Genomic DNA, 19,432 nt, shown 5'->3' with positions numbered 1-19,432 from the left:
TTCTGGGGGTGGCGGAGAGTTCGCGTCGCGTCCGCTCTCTGCCTTGTCCTGCGATGGTATCGGCCCCTGTGGGGTCACCTCACCACCGGTCCCCATGTGGACGCCGCCTAAGGGGCTAGGAACGCCCCGAAAGGCAGATTCCGGACAACCCAGTAGACCAGCACGATCGCCAGGAAGGCCCACAGCCACGCGGGGTGCGCCAGCGTGGTGCGCCTGGGCCTGCCCTGCCACGCCCGCACCACCCATCGGCCCCACCAGAACACCAGGAACGGAATCATGGCGACGGCGAGGGGGTTGAGGCCGAGGGCGGCCACCGGGTCGAGGTGTGCCAGCGCGTGCATGGTGCGCAGCGTGCCGCAACCCGGGCAGTACAGGCCGGTGATCCACAGGAACGGGCAGGTCGGGTAGTGGCCCGGCTCGTTCGGGTCGATCACGCCGACGATCGCGAACGCCGCGCCGGTGGCGGCCGCAACACCGAGTGGCGCGAGCAGCTCCTTCAGGCGCCGTGTCCCGTGCCGCTCGGTTGTTGCGAGGCTCATGTTCCCAGTATCCGCCTTCCGGTGCGTGCCGTTCGTGACGCGGCCTAGTACGAGGACGTGGACACGCTGGCGGCCAGCAGCACGAAGAACAGCACGTAGGCGATGATGATCAGGCCGATGCCGATGGCGCCGATGATCAGGCTGCGCTTCCACCACGTCTTGGCCTCGTCGGCCGCCTGCTGCGCGCCGGCGAAGTCGCCGACCTGCCACTTCTGGTTCACCTGCGACGACTTCACGATCGCCACGATGCCCAGCGGGAGGCAGCAGAACAGGGTGGTGAGGATGGCCGGGACGAGCTGGTTGTCCGGCGGGTTGCCCCCGGGGCCGCCGCCGTAACCGCCACCGTAGCCACCACCGGACGGGGGCTGCTGCCCGTAACCGCCACCGGACGGAGGCTGCTGACCGTAACCACCACCGTAGCCGCCACCGCTCGGGGGCTGCTGACCGTAGCCGCCACCGGACGGGGGCTGCTGGCCATAACCGCCGCCACCGGACGGAGGCTGCTGACCGTAACCACCACCGTAGCCACCGCCGCTCGGGGGCTGCTGACCGTAGCCGCCGCCGGGCGGCTGGGCGCCGTAACCGCCGTCGCCCTGGTTACCGTAACTCATGCGTATGACCCCTCATGTCGTCATTTCTGAGTCGAGTTGCGCGCGGCAGCCTAGCGATAACGCATGCTCTACGTGGACGAACGTCCATTTTGCGGACAATTCGTAATCGGACCGCAAGCGGGTCGTCACGGTCTGGCTACGCAGTCGGCAGGTTACCGGCGAGTCAGAAGTCGGAGGAGGACGAGGCCGCGGCCCCCAGGCCCAGCATCCACAGGAAGAACCCGCCGAACAGGACCCAGCACAACACCCAGATCACGACCGTGATGTACGAGGTGACCAGGCCGCCCACCGCCATGCCCGATCCCTCCTCGCCCGTCTTCTTGATCCGGTTGAGCGCGATGTGGCCGAGGATCACGCCGGGGATGCTCGTGAGACCGCAGAAGACCAGGCCGATGATGCCCAGCACGAGCGAGGCCACGGCCATGCCGTTGGTGGAGCGCGGCTGCTGCGGCGGATAGTAGCCGGGGGGCGGGGGCTGCTGGCCGTAGCCGTAGCCGTAGCCGCCGCTCGGGGGAAGCTGGCCGTAGCCGAGGTTCTGCTGGCTGTTCGGCTGGTCGCCGTACCCGTAGCCGGGCTGCTGCCCGTAACCGCCGCCGCTCTGCGGCTGCTGACCGTAACCGCCGCCCCCGCTCTGCGGCTGCTGCCCGTACCCACCGCCATAACTGGGAGGCTGTTGCCCGTAGCCTCCCCCGCTCGGCGGCTGCTGCCCGTAGCCGCCGTTGGCGCCCTGATCCCCGTAGGTCATGGCCTGGCTCCTCAATGTTCGTGGCGAGTTGCAACGGCAGCTTATTGAGGAAACGTTTGCCAAGCAGACAATGGTTCAGAACAGTGGAGGATTCGACAGCGCCTTGTCTCAGCGGGGATCCGTCGGGTCGTCTCCCCTGTCGAGCGCGTCCCACAGCGCCCTGTCCTCGTTGACCTGCGCCTTCGGCTCCGCGTTGCCCGCGCCGCGGTCGTACCGGGCGGACATGCCCGCCCACCTGCCGCCGCGCGCGATCGCCACGACGCCGCCCGCCGCCATCAGCGCCGCGCCCGCCGCCGCGACGACCGGCCACAGGAGCGCGGCCTGCCAGGGCAGGTCGGCGGCGCCCTGCATGACGTTCTGCTCGCGCAGCCAACCGGTCACGTTGGCGTCGCCCAGCGCCGTCCACGTCGCCACGGCCGCGCCCGCGCCGCACAGCGCCAGCAGCGCGCCCACCAGCCGCCGGCCCACGCCCTTGGTGGCCAGCACCGCCACCACCCCGGCCAGGCCGGCCAGCGCGACGGGGGTCAGCGCGGGGCTGAGGTCGCCTCCCGTGGGCGCCCGCACGTCGGTTCCTCCCCGCACCGTCGCCCAGGCCTGCCCGGCGGCGACCAGCACGGCCAGGCAGCCGAGCGCGGTCGCCACCACCCACACCCACAGCTCCCGGCGGCCGGAGCCCGGCCTCTCGCTCACGACGCCCTCAGCCCAGCGCCGGTTCGAGCCGATCGGCGTCGAAGCAGGTGCGGTCGCCGGTGTGGCAGGCGGCGCCCTCCTGGTCGACCTTGACCAGGATGGTGTCGCCGTCGCAGTCGAGCGCCACGGACTTGACGCGCTGGACGTGGCCGGAGGTGTCGCCCTTGACCCAGAGCTCCTGACGGCTGCGGGACCAGTAGGTGGCCCTGCCGGTGGTCAGGGTGCGGTGCAGCGCCTCGTCGTTCATCCAGGCGAGCATGAGGACCTCGCCGGTGTCGTACTGCTGGGCGATCGCGGGGATCAGGCCGTCGGGGTTGCGCTTGAGGCGGGCGGCGACCTTGGGGTCAAGGGACATGCCGACCATTCAACCAGCCCCGTTCACCGGGCCGCCCACCGCGCCCGAAGGGGGCGCGGGAAGGGGCTCAGGGCGGCTCGTCAGGCGAGCGCCTGCGGCAACGTGTCGTAGATCGGGAACAACGGCGCCAGGTTGGTCCGCCGCAGCCGCCGCAGCACCTGCCCGTCCGGCGCCACCAGGGCCATGGTCCCGTTTCGGTCACGCAGTGAGGCCAGCATGCGCACCAGCACGCCCAGCCCCGTCGTGTCGATGAACGTCAGCGCGCTCAGGTCGACGATCAGCCGCGGATCGGGCGTGGCGGCCGCCTCCGACAGGCATTTGCGCACCCGGGAGACGTTGTCCACATCCAGTTCCCCCGCCAGGCTGACCACCACCAGCTCGCCGTGCCGACGTCGCGACATCTCCAGCACATCCACGCCCATGCTCCTCACGACCCCTCCCGCGGGCGGCCCCGTCGAAAAGGTACACCTGTCTGCATCGCGTCACAGTGGGTTTTGCCGAGAATGCGTTACGTGATGGCGGGGATCGGGGTAATTTCGTCCCGACGCGTGCTTGGGGAGGACCAATCGTGGTGCACGTCGCGGGCTCAGTCCTCGATCCCGACCTCGGTGATCATGTGTGCCTGCCGTTCGACGGCGAGCGCGAGCGGATGACGGCCACCCGGCTGTTCACGATGAACGGCCTGCGCCGCCGTACCAAGGTGGTGATCATCACGCATGCCGACAGTCCCGAGCGGACGCGCGGGTGGCTGGCGCCGCTCGTGCCCGGGTTCGCGGACGCCGAGTCGGCCGGGCAGATCGAGATACTCGGCTCGTCCGACACTCATTTCACCGACGGCCGGCTCGACCCCGACCGGATGTACGCGAGGCTGGCCGGCGCGCACGCGCGAGCCCGCGAGCACGGCCGGCACGGCGTGTACGCGCTGATCGACGCCTCCTGGGGGGCGGGCGACGCCCGGGAGCAGGCGGCGTTCGAGGCGGCGGCGAACGAACTGTTCGGCGAGCGGTGGCTGGCGGCCGTGTGCCAGTACGACAGGAGGCTGTTCGCGCGCGAGGCCATCGACAGGGCCACCTCCGTGCACCCGATCTCGCCGGAGCAGGCGCTGCTGCGCTTCGCCCACACCTACCGGCCCGCGGGCCTGCGCGTGTGGGGTGACATCGACCTGACCAACCGGCCGGCGTTCGCCTCGCTGCTGACGCGGCTGGAGAAGGAGCCTGGCGAGGTCGTGGTGGACGCGTCCGGGCTGGACTTCATCGACGCGGGCTCGGCGCAGCTCCTCACCGTCGCGGCGATGGCCAGGCCGTACGGCACCACGTCGGTGGTGTGCCGCGACCCGGTCGCGCGGGTGCTGCGGCTCATCGGGGCGGACGAGTTCCTCGCCGTGCGCCGGGCCGGCGATGTGTAGACAGGTGCTCTGCACGGCCTTCGCCCGGGGGCGCATCACGTTCCTGCGCAGGGCCGTCGCCGAGCACGCCCGCTACGAGGGGCTCACGGGCAGGCGGCTGGAGGACTTCGTGCTGGCGGTCAACGAGATCACCACGAACGCGGTGCTGCACGGCGGCGGGCACGGGCGGCTGCGGTTGTGGTCGGACGGCGACTGGCTGTGGTGCGAGGTCAGCGACGAGGGGCCCGGGCTGCCGCCCGGGTGGATGGGCGACATGAAGCCGCCCGCGGGGTTCGACTTCCGCGGGCGGGGGTTGTGGCTGACGAGCATGGTGTGCGATCACATCACGATCGTGTCGGGGCCCGCGGGCACGACGGTGACCTTCGCGGCGGTGCGCGAGAGGTGACCCTTCACGAGCGGGCCGCCGAGATCCACGAGGCGTGCAGGTCGGCGTACACGCCCGGCGCCTCGACCAGCTCGGCGTGCGGCCCGCGCTGCACCAGCCGGCCGCCGTCGAAGACGAGCACCTCGTCGGCGTTCTCCGCCGTGGACAGGCGGTGCGCGATGGAGATGGCGGTGCGCCCCCGGGTGACGCCTTCCAGGGCGCGGGCGAGCCGCACCTCCGTGGCCGGGTCCACCGCGGAGGTGGCCTCGTCCAGCAGGAGCAGGTCGGGGTCGGCGAGGTAGGCGCGGGCCAGGGCGACGAGCTGGCGCTCACCGGCCGACAGGGACTCGCCGCGCTGCCCGACCGGCGTGCCGAGACCGGCGGGCAGGCCGTCCAGCCAGTCGGCCAGGCCCAGCTCGGTCATCGCCAGCTCGATCTCCTCGTCGGTGGCGGAGGGCTTGCCGTAGCGGACGTTGTCGGCGAGGGTCCCGTCGAACAGGAAGCCGTCCTGCGGGACCATCACGATCCGCTCGCGCAGCGAGGAGAAGCGCACGTCGCGCAGGTCGTGGCCGTCCACGGTGACGCGTCCGGCGCCGGGGTCCATCAGCCTGGTCAGCAGCTTGGCGAAGGTGGTCTTGCCCGAGCCGGTCTCCCCCACGACGGCGACGCGGGAGCGGGGCGGGATGTCCACGGTGACCTCGCGCAGCACGGGCGCGCCGCCGGGGTAGGAGAAGTGCACGCCCTCGAAGGCGACGTCGATGGGGCCGCGCGGCAGCTCGACGCCCGCCTCACCGGGGTCGGCCACGTCGGGCGGGGTGTCGAGGACGCCGAGGATGCGGCGCCAGCCGGCGACGGCGTTCTGCGCCTCGTTGAGCACCTCGGTGGCGGTCTGCAGCGGCGAGACGAACAGCGTGACGAGGAAGAGGAACGCCACCAGCCGCCCCTGCGTGATGTCGCCCGACAGGCCGAGCCGCACGCCGAGCAGCACGATGCCGGCGATGGCGACGGCGGCCACGATCTCGGTCAGCGGGAAGACGAAGCCGACAATGGTCTGCGCCCTGGTCTGGGCCTTCCTGTTGGCGTCCACGGCGGTGTCGATGCGCTCGGCGGTGCGCTGCTCGGAGGCGTACGCCCTGATGACGGTGGCGCCGACGACCGACTCGCTGACGGCGGCGAGCATGTCGCCGGTGCGCTCGCGCACGACGGTGTAGGCGCGTGACAGCAGCCGCTGGAAGCGCGGCAGGGCGATCATCAGCGGGATGAAGCAGACCCAGACCAGCAGGGTGAGCTGCCAGGAGTAGACGAACATCAGGACGGTGGCCACCAGGAGCTGGCCCAGCGCCACGATGATCATCAGCCCGCCCCATTGCATGAAGTTGCTGATCTGGTCGATGTCGTTGGTGACGCGGGAGACCAGGGCGCCGCGGCGCTCGGTGTTCTGGGTGAGCACCGACAGGTCGTGCACGTGGCGGAAGCCGCGCACGCGCAGGGTGGCGAGCGAGGCCTCGGTGGCCTTGTAGAGGCGGACGTTCATGACGTAGCCCGCCAGGGCGGTCAGGACGACCGCCGCCGCGCAGATGAGAACAGCGGTGGTGATGTACGAGATGTCGGGCGTGCCGCCCTTGAGCCCGGTGTCGATCGTCTGCTGCACCGCGATCGGCACGATGATCTTGCCGATGGTGGCGATGACGGCCAGCGCCAGCGTGCCGGCCAGGCCCTTGCGGAACTCGGGGGTGAGCGAGAGGCCGTGACGGACGGTCGCCAGCGCCGAGCGCTCCGAGTCCTGCCGGATGCTCTGCGCCGTCATGCCTGCACCTCTTCCACTTCTTCCGCCTCGATGGCCGCGCGTTCGGCCTCTTCACGCTCGTACGCGGTGACCAGGTTGCGGTATCCGGCGCAGCGCCCGATCAGCTCCTCGTGCGGCCCCCGGTCCACGACCCGGCCCTTGTCCAGGTAGACGACCTCGTCGGCGAGCGCGATGGTGGCCATCCGGTAGGCGACGACCACGACGGTGGAGGCCTCGGCGGCGTCGCGCAGGCCGTACAGGATCTTGGCCTCGACCTGGGGGTCGACGCTGGAGGTGGCGTCGTCGAGGACGAGCAGGCGGGGGCGGCGCACCACGGCGCGGGCCAGGGCGAGGCGCTGGCGCTGGCCGCCCGACAGGGAGGCGCCGCGCTCGCCGACGCGGGTGCCGAGACCGTCGGGCAGGCGTCCGACGAAGCCGTCGGCCTGGGCCAGGCGCAGGGCCGACCACACGTCCTCTTCCGGGGCGTCGCCGCCGAGCGCGACGTTGCCGCGCACGGTGTCGTCGAACAGGAACGTCTGCTGCGGCACCAGGGCGACCGAGGCCGCCACGCCGCCGTAGGGCAGCTCGCGCAGGTCCACGTCGTCGAGCAGCACCCGCCCCGAGCCGGGATCGACCAGGCGGGCCAGGAGCTGGACGAGCGTGGACTTGCCGGAGCCGGTGGGCCCGACGAGGGCGACGGTGCGGCCGGCGGGCACCTCGAAGGTGACGTCGTGCAGCACCTCGGCCTCGCCGTAGGCGTAGGAGACGCCCTCGACGGCCAGTTTCGCCGGGGCGGTGGAGGTCGCGGGGGTGGAGCCGTACTCCATGGAGCCGGTCGCCTCCAGCACGGCCTGCACCCGCTGCCAGCCGACGACGCTGCGCGGCAGCTCGGCCAGCACCCAGCCCAGCGCCCTGATGGGGAAGGCGAGAAGCGTGAACAGGTACGCCACCTGCACCAGCCCGCCGGCGTCGATCGCGCCCGCCGACAGCCGGGACGCGCCCACGGCCAGCACCGCGAGCACGCCGAGCGTGGGCAGCGCCTCCAGCATCGGGTCGAACAGCCCGCGCACCCGCCCGACGGCGATGTTGGCGTCACGCAGCTCGTGGGCGCGCCGCTGGAACCGCTCGGTCTCCAGCTCCTCCCTGCCGAGCGTCTTGACGACGAGCGCGCCGTCGAAGCTCTCGTGCGCGATCTCGCTGACCTCGGCGCGCAGTTGCTGCGCGCGGGTGGCCAGCGGGCTGAGCCTGCGCTGGTAGAGGAGGTTGAGCCCGGCGATGGCCGGGAAGATGAGGAAGCCCACCAGGGCGAGCACGAGGTCGGTGAACAACATCGCGACGGCCGCGGTGACCAGCATGACGATCACGCCTACGGCCATCGGCAGCGGCGCGAGCGGGGCCCAGGCGGCCTCGGCGTCGGCGCTGGCGTTCGACAGGAGCTGGCCGGTGGGGTGCCGGTGGTGCCACGACAGCGGCAGGCGCAGGTACTGCTTGGTCACGTCGCGGCGGGAGCGGGCCTGCATGCGGTACTGCATGACGCCCGCCAGGATCCGCCGCCCGGCGACGCCGAGCGCCTTCAGCAGCGCCGTGCCGAGGATCAGCAACGTGCCCGTCCACAGCGCGCCCGCGGTGACGTCACCGTCGGCGAACGTCGTCAGCACCACGTTCTGGGTCGCCCAGCCGAGCGCCCAGGCCGAGGCGACGGTCATGCCGCCGTAAACGGCGCTGGCCAGGACCGCCAGCGTGAATACCGCTCTCTCCGTACGAATGGCCACCCCAAGGACGCGGAGCCCTTGACGCATCACGGCCGAGGTGACCTTGCTCGCCACTCGGGGGGTTTCCTCTCAAATTTGCTGTCAAACTGATGTTTCTCCGTATGTCTTTATCACTCCCGATCATGCTGTTATTCCCAGCGGTAGGGTGGGCTCGTGACACATGCTCGTGGCGAACGCTCCGCGCTCTGCGACCTGCTCGACCGGCTCGGCCCGGACGCGCCGACCCTCTGCACGGGCTGGACCACCTACGACCTGGCGGCCCACCTCGCCATCCGCGAACGCAGGCCCGACGCCATGGGCGGCATCGCCATCAAGGCCCTGGCCGGTTACACGGCCTCGGTGCAGAACGGCTTCAAGGCCCGCCACCCCTTCCCTGAGCTGGTCGGCATCGTCCGCAAGCCCGGCGGCGTCTACGGCCTGCTGCCCGCGCTCGACGAGGCCGTCAACGCCCTTGAGCTGTTCGTGCACCACGAGGACGTGCGCCGTGCCCAGCCCGCGTGGCAGCCGCGCGAGCTGCCGGCCGACCTGGAGGCGGTCATCTGGAAGCGGGTCTCCACCGGCGCCCGGCTGATGCTGCGCAAGTCACCGGTGGGCGTGGTGCTGCACCGGCTCGGCGGCGGCGTGGCGCTCGGCGGCCCGCGCGGCGGCTCCCGGGTGGAGGTCACCGGCAAGGCGGCGGAGCTGCTGATGTTCTGCTTCGGGCGGCAGTCTCACGCCCGCGTGGAGCTCACCGGCGACCCCGGATCCATCGCCCGGCTGCGCGAGGCCACTCTGGGCGTCTGAGGCCTCTCCCAGCGTGCCGTGCTACCGCGGAAATCCCTATGTGGAAGGCGCTCGCGGGTAATCTCCTGCCCGTACCATGGCATGAGTAAGAAGCCCCCCGGTTAGGATCATGTACATCTTCACAGAAGATGCCTAGGGATCGCCCAGATCCGGGTATATACGGCTGGGAATGGACTGCAGGAGGCCCCCCATGCAGGTCAAGAAGGTGATCACCTACGTGGCTGTCGCGTTCGTGGTCTTCTACCTGTTCACCCGGCCGGCCCAAGCCGCCGCCGCGGTCAACGGTGTGTTCGACGGAATCATCCAAGGAGCTAATCAGTTGGCCGTGTTCTTCTCAAGTGTTCTGACCTGACCGAAGGTTCTGTCTGCGTCAGGTGCTTCCCCGCGCTGCCGGATCGTGTTACGCAGGCAGGATGAGAGATCGCCCCAGCGGCACCAAACCCCATCAGCTCGACCCCCACGCGCGGCGCATCCTCGAGCGAACGGAGCTCGAGGGTATCGAGCTGATCCGTTTTCTGTACGCCGACCACGGTGGCGTGATCCGTGGCAAGGCGGCATCCCGGTCACGGTTGGCCGAACGGCTCAGCACGGGCATCGGGCACACGGTGGCCATGATGGCGATGAACATGCTCGACCAGCTCCAGGAGGTCGAGCACCTGGGACCGGTGGGCGAGGTACGCATCGTCCCCGACCCGGCCACGTACGTCCCGCTGCCGCACGCTCCCGGCGCGGCGGCCATGCTGTCGGACCTGTGTCTGCCGGATGGCAGCCCGTGGGGGGCGTGCGCACGGACGTTCCTGAAGGAGGCGATCGCCGAGCTCAGGACCGAGGGGTACGCGCTGGTGGCGGCGTTCGAGCCCGAGTTCACGCTCGGGCGCCGGCTGCCCGACCCGACGGGCGGCCACGACCGCCTGGTGCCGCTCGACGACTCGCTCTGCTATGCCACCACGGGCTTCGACTCGGCCCACGACTACACGATCAAGCTGATCCGCGCCCTGGAGACGCAGGGGCTGCGCGTCGAGCACTATCACCCGGAGCTCGGCCCCGGGCAGCAGGAGCTGTCGGTCCGTCACGCGCCCGCACTGCGTGCCGCCGACAACCACGTCATCTACCGCGAGACGGTGCGCGGAGTGGCCGCGCGGATGCAGATGTGGGCCTCGCTGGCGCCCAAACCGCTGGCCGACCAGGCGGGCAACGGCTGCCACCTGCACCTGTCGCTGTGGAACGACACGCAGAACGTCTTCGCCGAGGAGAGCGAGGTACGCGACGGCTTCATCGGCGGCCTGCTCGCGCACCTGCCCGCGCTCACCGCGCTGACCTGCGGCAGCGTCAACAGCTTCCGCCGCCTGGCGCCCCGCATGTGGGCCGGCGCGTACGCCGTGTACGGGCCCGACAACCGGGAGGCCGCGGTCCGGGTCTGCTCGCCCCTGGGCGAGAGCGGCGAGCCGAACCTGGAGCTGAAACCCTCCGACTCCTCGGCCAACCCCTACCTGTCGCTGGGCGCCGTCATCCACGCGGGGCTCGACGGCATCCGGCGCAAGCTGGACCCCGGTGAGGCGGTGGACGTCGATCCCGACACCCGGCCCGGCCAGTATCCGCGGCTGCCGCAGTCGCTGGCGGAGGCGCTCGACGCGCTGGAGGCCGACGAGGTGCTCATGGAGGCGCTCGGGCCGTTGCGGCGTAGCGCGTATCTGGCGGTCAAGCGGTCCGAGGCCGCCGCGTTCGCGGCCAAGGACGTCTCCTACGAGCTCTTCCACCACCTGCGGGTGTTCTGAAAGCTCAGCGCTGAAGCTCAGGGCCCCGGGCGGCGCGGCCCGGGGCGAGCCGGTCAGCGGACGGGGTGCCCCGCCATCCGGAGCGTGTCCTTGACCTCGGAGATCTTCAGCGTGCCGAAGTGGAAGACACTGGCCGCCAGCACGGCGTCCGCACCCGCCGCCACCGCCGGAGGGAAGTCCTCCAGCCGGCCGGCACCACCGCTGGCGATCACCGGCACCCGCACGGCCGCCCTGACCGCGCGCAGCATCTCCAGGTCGTAGCCGTCGAGCGTGCCGTCGCCGTCCATCGAGTTGAGCAGGATCTCGCCGATGCCCAGCTCCTCGCCGCGGGCGGACCACTCCACCGCGTCGATGCCGGTGCCGCGCCGCCCGCCGTGCGTGGTCACCTCGAAGCCGCTGGCCGTGCCCGGCGCCCGCCGCGCGTCCACCGACAGCACGACGCACTGCGCGCCGAAGCGCCTGGACGCCTCGGTGAGCAGCTCGGGCCTGGCGATGGCTGCCGTGTTGAGCGACACCTTGTCGGCGCCGGCCCGCAGCAGCCGGTTCACGTCCTCGACCGAGCGGACTCCCCCGCCGACGGTGAGCGGGATGAACACCTGCTCGGCGGTCCTGCGCACCACGTCCAGCATGGTCTCGCGCTCGCCCGATGACGCCGTGATGTCGAGGAAGGTCAGCTCGTCGGCGCCCTCCTCGTCGTAGCGCCTGGCCAGCTCGACGGGGTCGCCCGCGTCGCGCAGGTTCTCGAAGTTGACGCCCTTGACCACGCGGCCGGCGTCCACGTCGAGACAGGGGATGACTCTTACCGCTACGGTCATGTTCGCAGTGCCTCTATTTCGATCTCGACCAGCATTCTCGGGTCGACCAGCCCGGCCACCCGCACCCCTGTGCAGGCGGGGCGTACCTTGCAGAAGACCTCGTGGATCGCCCGCCCGACGGGGTCGAAGTGGCGCTGCTCCACCACGTAATAGCGGACCATGACGACGTCCTCCCTCGTCAGGCCGCCCATCAGGACGGCTTCGAGAGCGATGTCGATCGCGGTCAGGGCCTGCTCGTACGGGTCTCCGACGTGGCGTACCTCTCCGTCGACCGTGGCCGTGCAACCGGACACGATCACCCGCTCGCCCGCCACCACCGCACGGGCGTAGCCGTACTTTTCCTCCCAGATGCCGCCAGAGAACACCCTGTAACCGGTGCTCTCCATGCCGATGCTGCTGACGCTCATCTCGCCCCCTCCCGGCAAGAATTACACGCGCACCGCGGAAAGCGCGTCTTCCAGCGTGAACGCGTGAGCGTAGAGCGCCCTGCCCACAATGGCGCCCTCCACTCCGTCCGGAACGAGAGAAGCGAGTGCTAGCAGGTCATCGAGGCTGGAAACGCCGCCGCTGGCGACGACCGGCCTGTCGGTACGGGCGCAGATCTGCCGGTAGAGGTCGAGGTTTGGGCCCTGGAGCATGCCGTCCTTGGTGACGTCGGTGACGACGTAGCGGGGGCAGCCGTCGGACTCCAGCCGCTCCAGCACCTCCCACAGATCGCCGGCGTCCTGGGTCCAGCCGCGGGCGGCCAGCGTGGTGCCGCGCACGTCGAGGCCGACCGCGATCCTGTCGCCGTGCTCGGCGATGATCTTCCGGCACCACTCGGGGTTCTCCAGGGCGGCGGTGCCGATGTTGACGCGGCGGCAGCCGGTGGCCAGCGCGGCGGCCAGGGACTCGTCGTCGCGGATGCCGCCGGACAGCTCCACGTCGACGTCGAGCTTGCCGATCACCTCGGCGATCAGCTCGCGGTTGCCGCCCCGGCCGAACGCGGCGTCGAGGTCGACCATGTGGATCCACTCGGCGCCCGCCTCCTGCCAGGCCAGCGCGGCGGCCAGGGGCGCGCCGTGGACGGTCTCCGTGCCGGCCTCGCCCTGCGTCAGGCGTACGGCCTGGCCGTCCACGATGTCCACGGCGGGCAGCAAAACGAGCGACATTCAGATCCTCCGGTCGAAGGCGAGGGTCACGACAACGGGTGCGAGCAGCAGGGAGAGGACGAAGACGCCGAAGCTGAGCGGGAACGAGCCCCAGATCAGCCAGACGATCACCTGTAACAGCAGGAAGCCGAGCGCCACCACCGCGTTCTGGGCGCGGTGGCGGCGGGCCAGCAGGCCGCCCTGGCGGTAGAACCGCACGGGGCGCGGGGTCAGGCGGGCCAGCAGGGCGCGGCGGCGGGCCTTACGGGCCTGCCGCTCCTCGTTGGCCCGGATCGCGCGCGCCCGCTCGGCCTCCCGTTCGGCCCTGCGGCGCGCACGTTCCTTGCTCATAGCGTCGACAACCAGTTTCGGAGCAGCGCGGCCCCGGCGTCGCCGGACTTCTCGGGGTGGAACTGGGTGGCCATGAGCGGGCCGTTCTCCACGGCGGCCACGAACGGCACGCCGTGCTCCGCCCAGGTGACGACGGGCTCGGCGAAGCCGTCGCCGGCGCGCAGCTCCCACTCGCGCACGCCGTAGGAGTGCACGAAGTAGAAGCGGGTGGCGGCGTCGAGCCCGTCGAACAGCACGCTGCCCTCGGGCGTCTTGACGGTGTTCCACCCCATGTGGGGCAGCACCGGCGCCTCCAGCCGCTCGACCGTGCCCGGCCACTCGCCGCAGCCGTCGGTCTCGACGCCGTGCTCGACGCCCCTGGCGAACAGGATCTGCATGCCGACGCAGATGCCCAGCACCGGGCGCCCGCCGGACAGGCGGCGGCCGACGATCTGCTCGCCGCGCACCGCCTTGAGACCCTTCATGCACGCCTCGAACGCGCCCACGCCGGGCACGACGAGCCCGTCGCACTCCAGCGCCGCCTCGAAGTCGGGCGTGACGGTCACCTCGGCGCCCGCCCTGGCCAGGGCGCGCTCCGCAGAGCGCAGATTGCCCGAGCCGTAGTCGAGCACCACGACGTTCTTCTTGCTCACCACCACAGCACCCCCGCCGTGATCGCCATCGCCGCGCCCAGCGCGCAGACGACCGCACCGATCTTCAGCCCCTGCCTGCCCAGGGAGAACACGCCACCGATCAGGAACAGCCCGAGGAAGACCATCACGATCGCGAGGACGTTGTCAGTCATAGGACGCCCTTGGTGCTCGGCACCCCGGTCGCCCTGGGGTCGAGCTCCGACGCCTCCCGCAGCGCCCTGGCCAGCGCCTTGAACTGGGCCTCCACGATGTGGTGGGCGTTGCGGCCGTACGGGACGTGCACGTGCAGGCAGATCGCGGCCTGCGCGACGAACGACTCCAGGATGTGGCGGGTCATCGTCGTGTCGTACTCGGGGCCGATCATCGGCGCCATGCCCTCGGGCTCGTGGTGCACGAGGTAGGGGCGGCCGGACAGATCGACGGTGACCTGGGCGAGCGACTCGTCCAACGGGCACGACGCGCTACCGAACCGCCTGATGCCCGACTTGTCGCCCAGCGCCTCGCGGAACGCCGCGCCCAGCGCGAGCGCGGTGTCCTCGATCGTGTGGTGCGAGTCGATGTGCAGGTCGCCCTCGGTCTTGACGGTCAGGTCGAACAGCCCGTGCTTGCCGAGCTGGGCCAGCATGTGGTCGTAGAACCCGACCCCGGTGGCCACCTCGACCCGGCCGGTGCCGTCGAGGTTCACCTCGACCAGGACCGAGGTCTCCTTGGTGACACGCTCGATGCGACCTACGCGGCTCAAAGCACTCCTTCCAGGGCGGCGCGGAAGGCCGCCATCTCCTCGCCGGTGCCGATCGACACCCGCAGCCACTCGGGCGGGCCCACCTCGCGGATGAGCACGCCGCGCTCCAGCACCCCCTGCCACACCGCGCGCCGGTCGGGAAAACGCCCGAACAGCACGAAGTTGGCGTCGGAATCGGCCACGACCAGGCCCTTGGAGCGCAGCCACGTCACCGTGTCGTCGCGCTCGCGGCGCAGCGCGTCGACGGTGCCCAGCAGCTCCTCCTGGTGCCGCAGCGCCACCCGCGCCGCCGTCTGCGTGAGCGTCGAGAGGTGGTACGGCAGCCGCACCAGCAGCAGCGCCTGCACCACGGCCGGGTGCGCGGCCAGGTAGCCCACCCGGGTGCCCGCCATGGCGAACGCCTTGGACATCGTCCTGGTGACGATCATCCGCGGGTGCGCGGGCAGCAGCGTCAGCGCCGACGGCGTGCCCTCGCGGGCGAACTCGGCGTAGGCCTCGTCCACCACCACGACGCCGGGCGCCGCCGAGGCGATCGCCGCGATCGTGTCGAGGGGCTGCGCGGTGCCGGTCGGGTTGTTGGGCGAGGTGATGAAGACGATGTCGGGGCGGTGCTCCTCGATCGCGGCCACGGCCTTGCCGGGGTCGAGCGAGAAGTCCTCCTCGCGGCTGGCGTCGATCCACTCGGTGCTGGTGCCGCTGGTGATGATCGGGTGCATCGAGTACGACGGCTCGAACCCCATGGCGGTGCGGCCGTGGCCGCCGAACGCCTGGAGGATCTGCTGGAGCACCTCGTTGGAGCCGTTGGCCGCCCACACCTGCTCGGTGGTCAGCCCGTGGCCGAGGTAGGCGGCCAGGTCGGCGCGCAGCTCGACGGCGTCTCTGTCGGGGTAGCGGTTGAGCTCGCCCGCCTGCTCCCCGATCGCCCTGGCCAGGTCGGCGACCAGCTCGGGCGAGGGCGGGTAGGGGTTCTCGTTGGTGTTGAGCCGGACCGGGACGTCGAGCTGGGGCGCGCCGTACGGCGTCTTGCCCCTCAGGTCGTCGCGGATGGGCAGGTCGTCGAGGTTCACTCGGGCACTCGCCAGTCGAATCGGGCGCGGATCGCCGCGCCGTGTGCGGGCAGGTCTTCGGCGTCGGCCAGGACCGACACGTGGGCCGCCGCGGCGGCGAGCGCCTCGCGGCTGTAGTCGACGACGTGGATGCCGCGCAGGAACGACTGCACGGACAGGCCGCTGGAGTGGCAGGCGCAGCCGCCCGTGGGCAGCACGTGGTTGGAGCCGGCCAGGTAGTCGCCGAGTGAGACCGGCGCGTACGTGCCGACGAAGATCGCCCCGGCGTTGCGCACCCGGGCCGCGACGGCCGCCGCGCCGGCGGTGTGGATCTCCAGGTGCTCGGCGGCGTAGGCGTCGACGACCGCGAGGCCGTCGTCGATCGAGCTGACCAGCACGATGCCCGACTGCTTGCCGCTCAGCGCCTCGGTGATGCGCTCGGAGTGCCTGGTGGCCGAGACCTGGCCGGGCAGCTCCTTCTCGACGGCGTCGGCCAGCTCGGGGCTGGTCGTGACGAGCACGGCGGCGGCGATCGTGTCGTGCTCGGCCTGGCTGATCAGGTCGGCGGCGACGTGCACCGGGTCGGCCGTCTCGTCGGCCAGGATGGCGATCTCGGTGGGGCCCGCCTCGGAGTCGATGCCGATCAGGCCCTTGAGCAGCCGCTTGGCCGCCGCCACGTAGATGTTGCCGGGGCCGGTCACCATGGTGACCGGCGCGCACTCCTCGGTGCCGTACGCGAACATGGCCACGGCCTGCGCCCCGCCCACGGAGTAGACCTCGTCCACGCCGAGCAGCGCGCACGCGGCCAGGATCGTGGGGTGCGGCAGCCCGCCGAACTCCTTCTGCGCCGGGCTCGCCACGGCCAGCGAGGCGACGCCCGCCTCCTGCGCGGGCACCACGTTCATCACCACGCTGGACGGGTAGACCGCCCGGCCGCCGGGGACGTAGAGGCCCACCCGGTCGACCGGCACCCACCGCTCGGTCACCGTGCCGCCCGGCACGACCTGCGTGGTGACGTCGGTGCGCCGCTGGTCGCGGTGGACCCGCCTGGTCCGCCTGATCGACTCCTCCAGCGCGGCCCTGACCCTGGGGTCGAGCTCGGCGAGGGCTCTGTCGATGGCCTCGGCGGGCACGCGCGCGGAGGCGATCTCGACACCGTCGAACCTGGCGGTCAGCTCCCGTACGGCTGCCGCCCCGCGATGGCGCACGTCGTCGCAGATGGGCCGCACCTTCTCCAGGGCGGCCTCGACGTCGAGCTCGGCGCGGGGCAGCACGTCGCGCAGGTCCTCGGGCAGAGAACCGCGCATGTCAATACGGGAAATCACCCTGACAGTCTACGGAGTCCGGGCCCTGAATCAGGTTCTGTCCACGATCCGGACATGTCGCCGTACGGAGTGCCGTGCAGATTGAAGGCCGCGGGGCGGCGCTCGCCGACGCACGCCCCGCGGCCACCATCACCCCGGACCGGGCCTGCCGGGGCGGAAGCCGTGGCCGTCACGGGGGCACAGCCACGGCAGGGAAAAGCTCAAGGGGTCACATCTGCCCGGGACAAGCGGCTCCTAACGTACAAACCCAAGAAAAACTCAGCGTAATCCCAAACTAACGTTACGTCGCCTTTACGGCCGGGCACGTGTCGTAGGGGGGCCGTCTCATGCACCACAACAGCACCGGCACGGACACGCACCATCAGGGCCTGGTGGTCTGCTCGTCCGCGCGGCACGCCGCGGCGTCGCACCAGGTGGAGGAGGCCGAGCCCGACGCGGTGGCCGGCATCCCGCTCGTCCCGCCGGGCACCGACCCCGGTTACACGGTCCCGCGGCACGTCGCCGCCGCCGGCGTGCCGCGCGGCGCGCAGTGGAAGACGGTCTCCGGGGTCGAGCCGTGCGAGGAGCGGTGGGCCGAGGTGAAGAAGGTCTGCCCGAGCTGTTTCAACGACGGCGAGCGGGCGCGCGGCACCACGATCGTCGACCACCGCACCGGGCATCCCACCGCCAGGCTGGTGCTCGACCACTTCGAGGAGCTGATCTCGCGGTACGCCGGGCACCTGGCGTTCGGCGGCTGCCTCGACGTCCGCTATCCGTGGCGGGCCGCCACCGCCACCGCCGAGGGCGGCACCAGGCTGCCGTACTCCGTCGGCAGCGAGATCCTCAAGGCCGGCACCGCGGCCGGCGGGTGGGCGGCCGGCGGCACGCTCGACGTCGTCATCCCCGGCCACGCCCAGTTCACCGGCAGCTACACCCAGGGCGTGGGCGACGCCTGCTCCTGGCCCACCTCCGACATCGTCCACTCGCACCTGCTCGTCGAGGCGGGCGAGCGCGGCCGGATCGACGTCTACGGCGTCGGCGGCGTCTACTCCGGCCACCTGTATTTCGCCATGACCGGATTCCCTCAGCACGACTCGCGCGGCGCGCGCTGCTTCGACCTCGGCGGCCACCACATCTGGACGACTCGCGGCTACCTGTGCTTCCCGCTCAAGGACGCGTTCGTGAAGTCGCCCGACGCCCCGGCGGCGGTGCTGCGACTGCGGCGCACGTGGCCCGCGGGCGCCCCCGAGCCGGGCCCCGCCTTCCCCTGACGACACCCTTTATTACCTGTCCATTATGTCCGGGCATCTACTCTTACCGGCATGGGACAGTGGCGCGGGCCCGGCGGCATCCTCGTAGAGGCGATCATCCTGGACGATCGCCCGCTGCTGCGTGTCTCCCACCAGGTCAACGGCCGCACCTACCTGCGCGGATACTGCGCGACGGTCTCCGACCTGGGCCGGCACGGCGTGGACCTGGCCGAACTGGTCGAAGACAGCTCGCTTGACCATCTGTAGACCCCTCTTCACCACTGTCGATCAAGCAGGCGGGGTACGGCATGCACCATGGTGCGGCTGCCGGCCTACGCGCCGATGCTGGCCCAGCTCGGGACGCTGACCTCCGTCCAGGGCGACGACTGGGCCGTCGAGATGAAATGGGACGGTGTACGCGCTCTCGCCTACGTCGAGGACGGCGCCGTCCGCCTGATGTCGCGCAACGGCAAGGACATCACCCCCGCCTACCCCGAACTGCAGCTCATGGCCGGCTCCACCGGCGGGCGCGCGGCCGTCATCGACGGGGAGGTGGTGGCCTTCGACGAGGCCGGACGGCCCAGCTTCGAGGCGCTGCAGCCCCGGATGCACCAGCGCAACCCGGCGGCCGTGGCCGAGCTGACCAGGGCGGTGCCCGTGACGTTCATGGCCTTCGACATCCTGCACCTCGGCGAGAGCGGCGTGGTGTCGCGGCCGTACGTCGAGCGGCGCGAGCTGCTGGAGGGCACGCTGCGGCCCGGCTACCGGTGGCAGGTGCCCGTCTGGTTCGCCGACCACGCCTCGCAGGCCTTCGACTCCTCGCGGCAGCTCGGGCTCGAAGGGGTCGTGTGCAAGCGGATGAGCTCGCCGTACCGGCCGGGCCGGCGCAGCGGCGAATGGACCAAGATCAAGAACGTCAGCGCCGTCGAGGTCGTCATCGGCGGGTGGAAGCCCGGCAGCGGGCGGCGGTCGGGGACGATCGGGTCGCTGCTGCTCGGCGCGTACGACCCGCGCGGCCGGCTGCGGTACGTCGGCCACGTCGGCACAGGCTTCACCGAGGCCATGCTGCGCGACTTGCGGGAACGGCTGGCGCCCCTGGAGCGGGACGATCCGCCGTTCGACGAGCCGGTGCCGCGCGAGCACGCCCGCGACGCCCACTGGGTGGACCCCCAGGTGGTCGGTGAGGTGCAGTACGCCGAGGTCACCGGCGACGGGCGGCTGCGGCACCCGTCGTGGCGGGGGCTGCGGCCCGACCGCGAGCCGCGCGAGGCCACCACCGCCGAACTGCCGCCCGGGCAGGGGGACGCCGCCGCGGGCTGATTTACCCGACACACACC

Annotated in this window: 25 protein-coding genes; 8 read left to right on the top strand and 17 right to left on the bottom strand. The window is 71.4% G+C overall.

Annotation, left to right across the window (positions count from 1 at the left end; translation table 11 throughout):
• Positions 1 to 107: 107 nt before the first annotated feature.
• The 6 genes from FXF51_RS14255 to FXF51_RS14230 all read right to left on the bottom strand — a co-directional run bounded on the left by FXF51_RS14255 (position 108) and on the right by FXF51_RS14230 (position 3,356).
• Positions 108 to 539 carry a DUF2752 domain-containing protein gene (locus FXF51_RS14255; protein ID WP_148434893.1) on the bottom strand — a complete coding sequence of 144 codons (432 nt, stop codon included), beginning with the start codon at positions 537 to 539 and terminating at the stop codon, positions 108 to 110.
• 44 nt (positions 540 to 583) lie between these two features.
• Entirely contained in the window at positions 584 to 1,150 is a 567-nt protein-coding gene (locus tag FXF51_RS14250) for a CD225/dispanin family protein (protein ID WP_148434892.1), read from the bottom strand.
• Positions 1,151 to 1,313: 163 nt separating this feature from the next.
• Positions 1,314 to 1,895: a DUF4190 domain-containing protein gene (locus FXF51_RS14245; RefSeq protein ID WP_148434891.1), complete on the bottom strand. Its 582-nt coding sequence runs from the start codon at positions 1,893 to 1,895 to the stop codon at positions 1,314 to 1,316.
• 108 nt (positions 1,896 to 2,003) lie between these two features.
• Entirely contained in the window at positions 2,004 to 2,585 is a 582-nt protein-coding gene (locus tag FXF51_RS14240) for a TIGR02234 family membrane protein (RefSeq protein WP_187414367.1), read from the bottom strand.
• A gap of 7 nt (positions 2,586 to 2,592) precedes the next feature.
• On the bottom strand, positions 2,593 to 2,940 hold the full coding sequence (hisI, locus tag FXF51_RS14235) for a phosphoribosyl-AMP cyclohydrolase (RefSeq protein WP_187414366.1): 348 nt from the start codon (positions 2,938 to 2,940) through the stop codon (positions 2,593 to 2,595).
• 80 nt (positions 2,941 to 3,020) lie between these two features.
• On the bottom strand, positions 3,021 to 3,356 hold the full coding sequence (locus FXF51_RS14230; RefSeq protein WP_187414365.1) for an STAS domain-containing protein: 336 nt from the start codon (positions 3,354 to 3,356) through the stop codon (positions 3,021 to 3,023).
• A 152-nt stretch (positions 3,357 to 3,508) separates the two neighbouring features.
• Between FXF51_RS14230 and FXF51_RS14225 the strand changes: the two genes are divergently transcribed.
• Positions 3,509 to 4,345, top strand: a complete 837-nt coding sequence (locus tag FXF51_RS14225) for an MEDS domain-containing protein (protein WP_148434887.1) — start codon at positions 3,509 to 3,511, stop codon at positions 4,343 to 4,345.
• Between the two features lie 4 nt (positions 4,346 to 4,349).
• Positions 4,350 to 4,730, top strand: coding sequence for an ATP-binding protein (locus FXF51_RS14220; protein ID WP_187414364.1), 381 nt, complete (start codon positions 4,350 to 4,352; stop codon positions 4,728 to 4,730).
• Between the two features lie 4 nt (positions 4,731 to 4,734).
• Here the strand turns inward: FXF51_RS14220 and FXF51_RS14215 are convergent, their stop codons facing one another.
• Entirely contained in the window at positions 4,735 to 6,516 is a 1,782-nt protein-coding gene (locus tag FXF51_RS14215) for an ABC transporter ATP-binding protein (RefSeq protein ID WP_148434885.1), read from the bottom strand.
• A complete protein-coding gene (locus FXF51_RS14210; protein WP_187414371.1) occupies positions 6,513 to 8,294 on the bottom strand; it encodes an ABC transporter ATP-binding protein in 1,782 nt (593 codons plus the stop codon). The genes FXF51_RS14215 and FXF51_RS14210 overlap by 4 nt, the downstream gene beginning before the upstream one ends.
• Positions 8,295 to 8,420: 126 nt before the next feature.
• Between FXF51_RS14210 and FXF51_RS14205 the strand changes: the two genes are divergently transcribed.
• The 3 genes from FXF51_RS14205 to FXF51_RS14200 all read left to right on the top strand — a co-directional run bounded on the left by FXF51_RS14205 (position 8,421) and on the right by FXF51_RS14200 (position 10,825).
• Positions 8,421 to 9,050, top strand: coding sequence for a TIGR03085 family metal-binding protein (locus tag FXF51_RS14205; protein WP_148434883.1), 630 nt, complete (start codon positions 8,421 to 8,423; stop codon positions 9,048 to 9,050).
• Positions 9,051 to 9,240: 190 nt separating this feature from the next.
• Positions 9,241 to 9,402: a hypothetical protein gene (locus FXF51_RS60785; RefSeq protein WP_169789240.1), complete on the top strand. Its 162-nt coding sequence runs from the start codon at positions 9,241 to 9,243 to the stop codon at positions 9,400 to 9,402.
• Positions 9,403 to 9,463: 61 nt separating this feature from the next.
• Positions 9,464 to 10,825 carry a glutamine synthetase family protein gene (locus tag FXF51_RS14200; RefSeq protein WP_148434882.1) on the top strand — a complete coding sequence of 454 codons (1,362 nt, stop codon included), beginning with the start codon at positions 9,464 to 9,466 and terminating at the stop codon, positions 10,823 to 10,825.
• 53 nt (positions 10,826 to 10,878) lie between these two features.
• Here FXF51_RS14200 and hisF read toward each other — a convergent pair whose 3' ends face one another.
• From hisF to hisD, 9 genes are read right to left on the bottom strand one after another with little or no spacing between them, the layout of a single operon-like run.
• Positions 10,879 to 11,640: an imidazole glycerol phosphate synthase subunit HisF gene (gene hisF, locus FXF51_RS14195; RefSeq protein WP_148434881.1), complete on the bottom strand. Its 762-nt coding sequence runs from the start codon at positions 11,638 to 11,640 to the stop codon at positions 10,879 to 10,881.
• Complete coding sequence (locus tag FXF51_RS14190; RefSeq protein WP_148434880.1) at positions 11,637 to 12,047, bottom strand: Rid family hydrolase; 411 nt, start codon at positions 12,045 to 12,047, stop codon at positions 11,637 to 11,639. Before FXF51_RS14190 ends, hisF begins: the two co-directional genes overlap by 4 nt.
• Positions 12,048 to 12,068: 21 nt before the next feature.
• Positions 12,069 to 12,791 (bottom strand): bifunctional 1-(5-phosphoribosyl)-5-((5-phosphoribosylamino)methylideneamino)imidazole-4-carboxamide isomerase/phosphoribosylanthranilate isomerase PriA, encoded by a 723-nt coding sequence (gene priA / locus FXF51_RS14185; protein ID WP_148434879.1) that lies wholly within the window; start codon positions 12,789 to 12,791, stop codon positions 12,069 to 12,071.
• Entirely contained in the window at positions 12,792 to 13,121 is a 330-nt protein-coding gene (locus tag FXF51_RS14180) for a hypothetical protein (protein ID WP_148434878.1), read from the bottom strand.
• Positions 13,118 to 13,756: an imidazole glycerol phosphate synthase subunit HisH gene (gene hisH / locus FXF51_RS14175; protein ID WP_222871267.1), complete on the bottom strand. Its 639-nt coding sequence runs from the start codon at positions 13,754 to 13,756 to the stop codon at positions 13,118 to 13,120. The genes FXF51_RS14180 and hisH overlap by 4 nt, the downstream gene beginning before the upstream one ends.
• Entirely contained in the window at positions 13,750 to 13,905 is a 156-nt protein-coding gene (locus FXF51_RS60780; RefSeq protein ID WP_187414363.1) for a hypothetical protein, read from the bottom strand. The genes hisH and FXF51_RS60780 overlap by 7 nt, the downstream gene beginning before the upstream one ends.
• Positions 13,902 to 14,495: an imidazoleglycerol-phosphate dehydratase HisB gene (gene hisB / locus FXF51_RS14170; protein ID WP_148434876.1), complete on the bottom strand. Its 594-nt coding sequence runs from the start codon at positions 14,493 to 14,495 to the stop codon at positions 13,902 to 13,904. The genes FXF51_RS60780 and hisB overlap by 4 nt, the downstream gene beginning before the upstream one ends.
• Positions 14,492 to 15,562, bottom strand: a complete 1,071-nt coding sequence (locus tag FXF51_RS14165; protein ID WP_148434875.1) for a histidinol-phosphate transaminase — start codon at positions 15,560 to 15,562, stop codon at positions 14,492 to 14,494. The genes hisB and FXF51_RS14165 overlap by 4 nt, the downstream gene beginning before the upstream one ends.
• Positions 15,559 to 16,866 (bottom strand): histidinol dehydrogenase, encoded by a 1,308-nt coding sequence (gene hisD, locus FXF51_RS14160; protein ID WP_148434874.1) that lies wholly within the window; start codon positions 16,864 to 16,866, stop codon positions 15,559 to 15,561. The genes FXF51_RS14165 and hisD overlap by 4 nt, the downstream gene beginning before the upstream one ends.
• Positions 16,867 to 17,192: 326 nt before the next feature.
• Here hisD and FXF51_RS14155 point away from each other — a divergent pair, with 326 nt between their 5' ends.
• Genes FXF51_RS14155 through ligD form a run of 3 tightly spaced genes read left to right on the top strand, consistent with a single transcriptional unit; the run spans position 17,193 to position 19,415 of the window.
• Positions 17,193 to 18,116, top strand: a complete 924-nt coding sequence (locus FXF51_RS14155) for a hypothetical protein (protein ID WP_148434873.1) — start codon at positions 17,193 to 17,195, stop codon at positions 18,114 to 18,116.
• Positions 18,117 to 18,167: 51 nt separating this feature from the next.
• Complete coding sequence (locus tag FXF51_RS14150; protein WP_148434872.1) at positions 18,168 to 18,362, top strand: hypothetical protein; 195 nt, start codon at positions 18,168 to 18,170, stop codon at positions 18,360 to 18,362.
• 48 nt (positions 18,363 to 18,410) lie between these two features.
• Complete coding sequence (gene ligD, locus FXF51_RS14145; RefSeq protein WP_148434871.1) at positions 18,411 to 19,415, top strand: non-homologous end-joining DNA ligase; 1,005 nt, start codon at positions 18,411 to 18,413, stop codon at positions 19,413 to 19,415.
• Positions 19,416 to 19,432: the final 17 nt, after the last annotated feature.

Origin of the sequence: Nonomuraea sp. PA05 (genome assembly GCF_008086045.1) — a bacterium.
GTDB classification, from domain to species: domain Bacteria; phylum Actinomycetota; class Actinomycetes; order Streptosporangiales; family Streptosporangiaceae; genus Nonomuraea; species Nonomuraea monospora.
The sequence above is the reverse complement of the archived record's forward strand: the minus strand, read 5'-3'. Positions and strand labels throughout refer to the sequence as shown.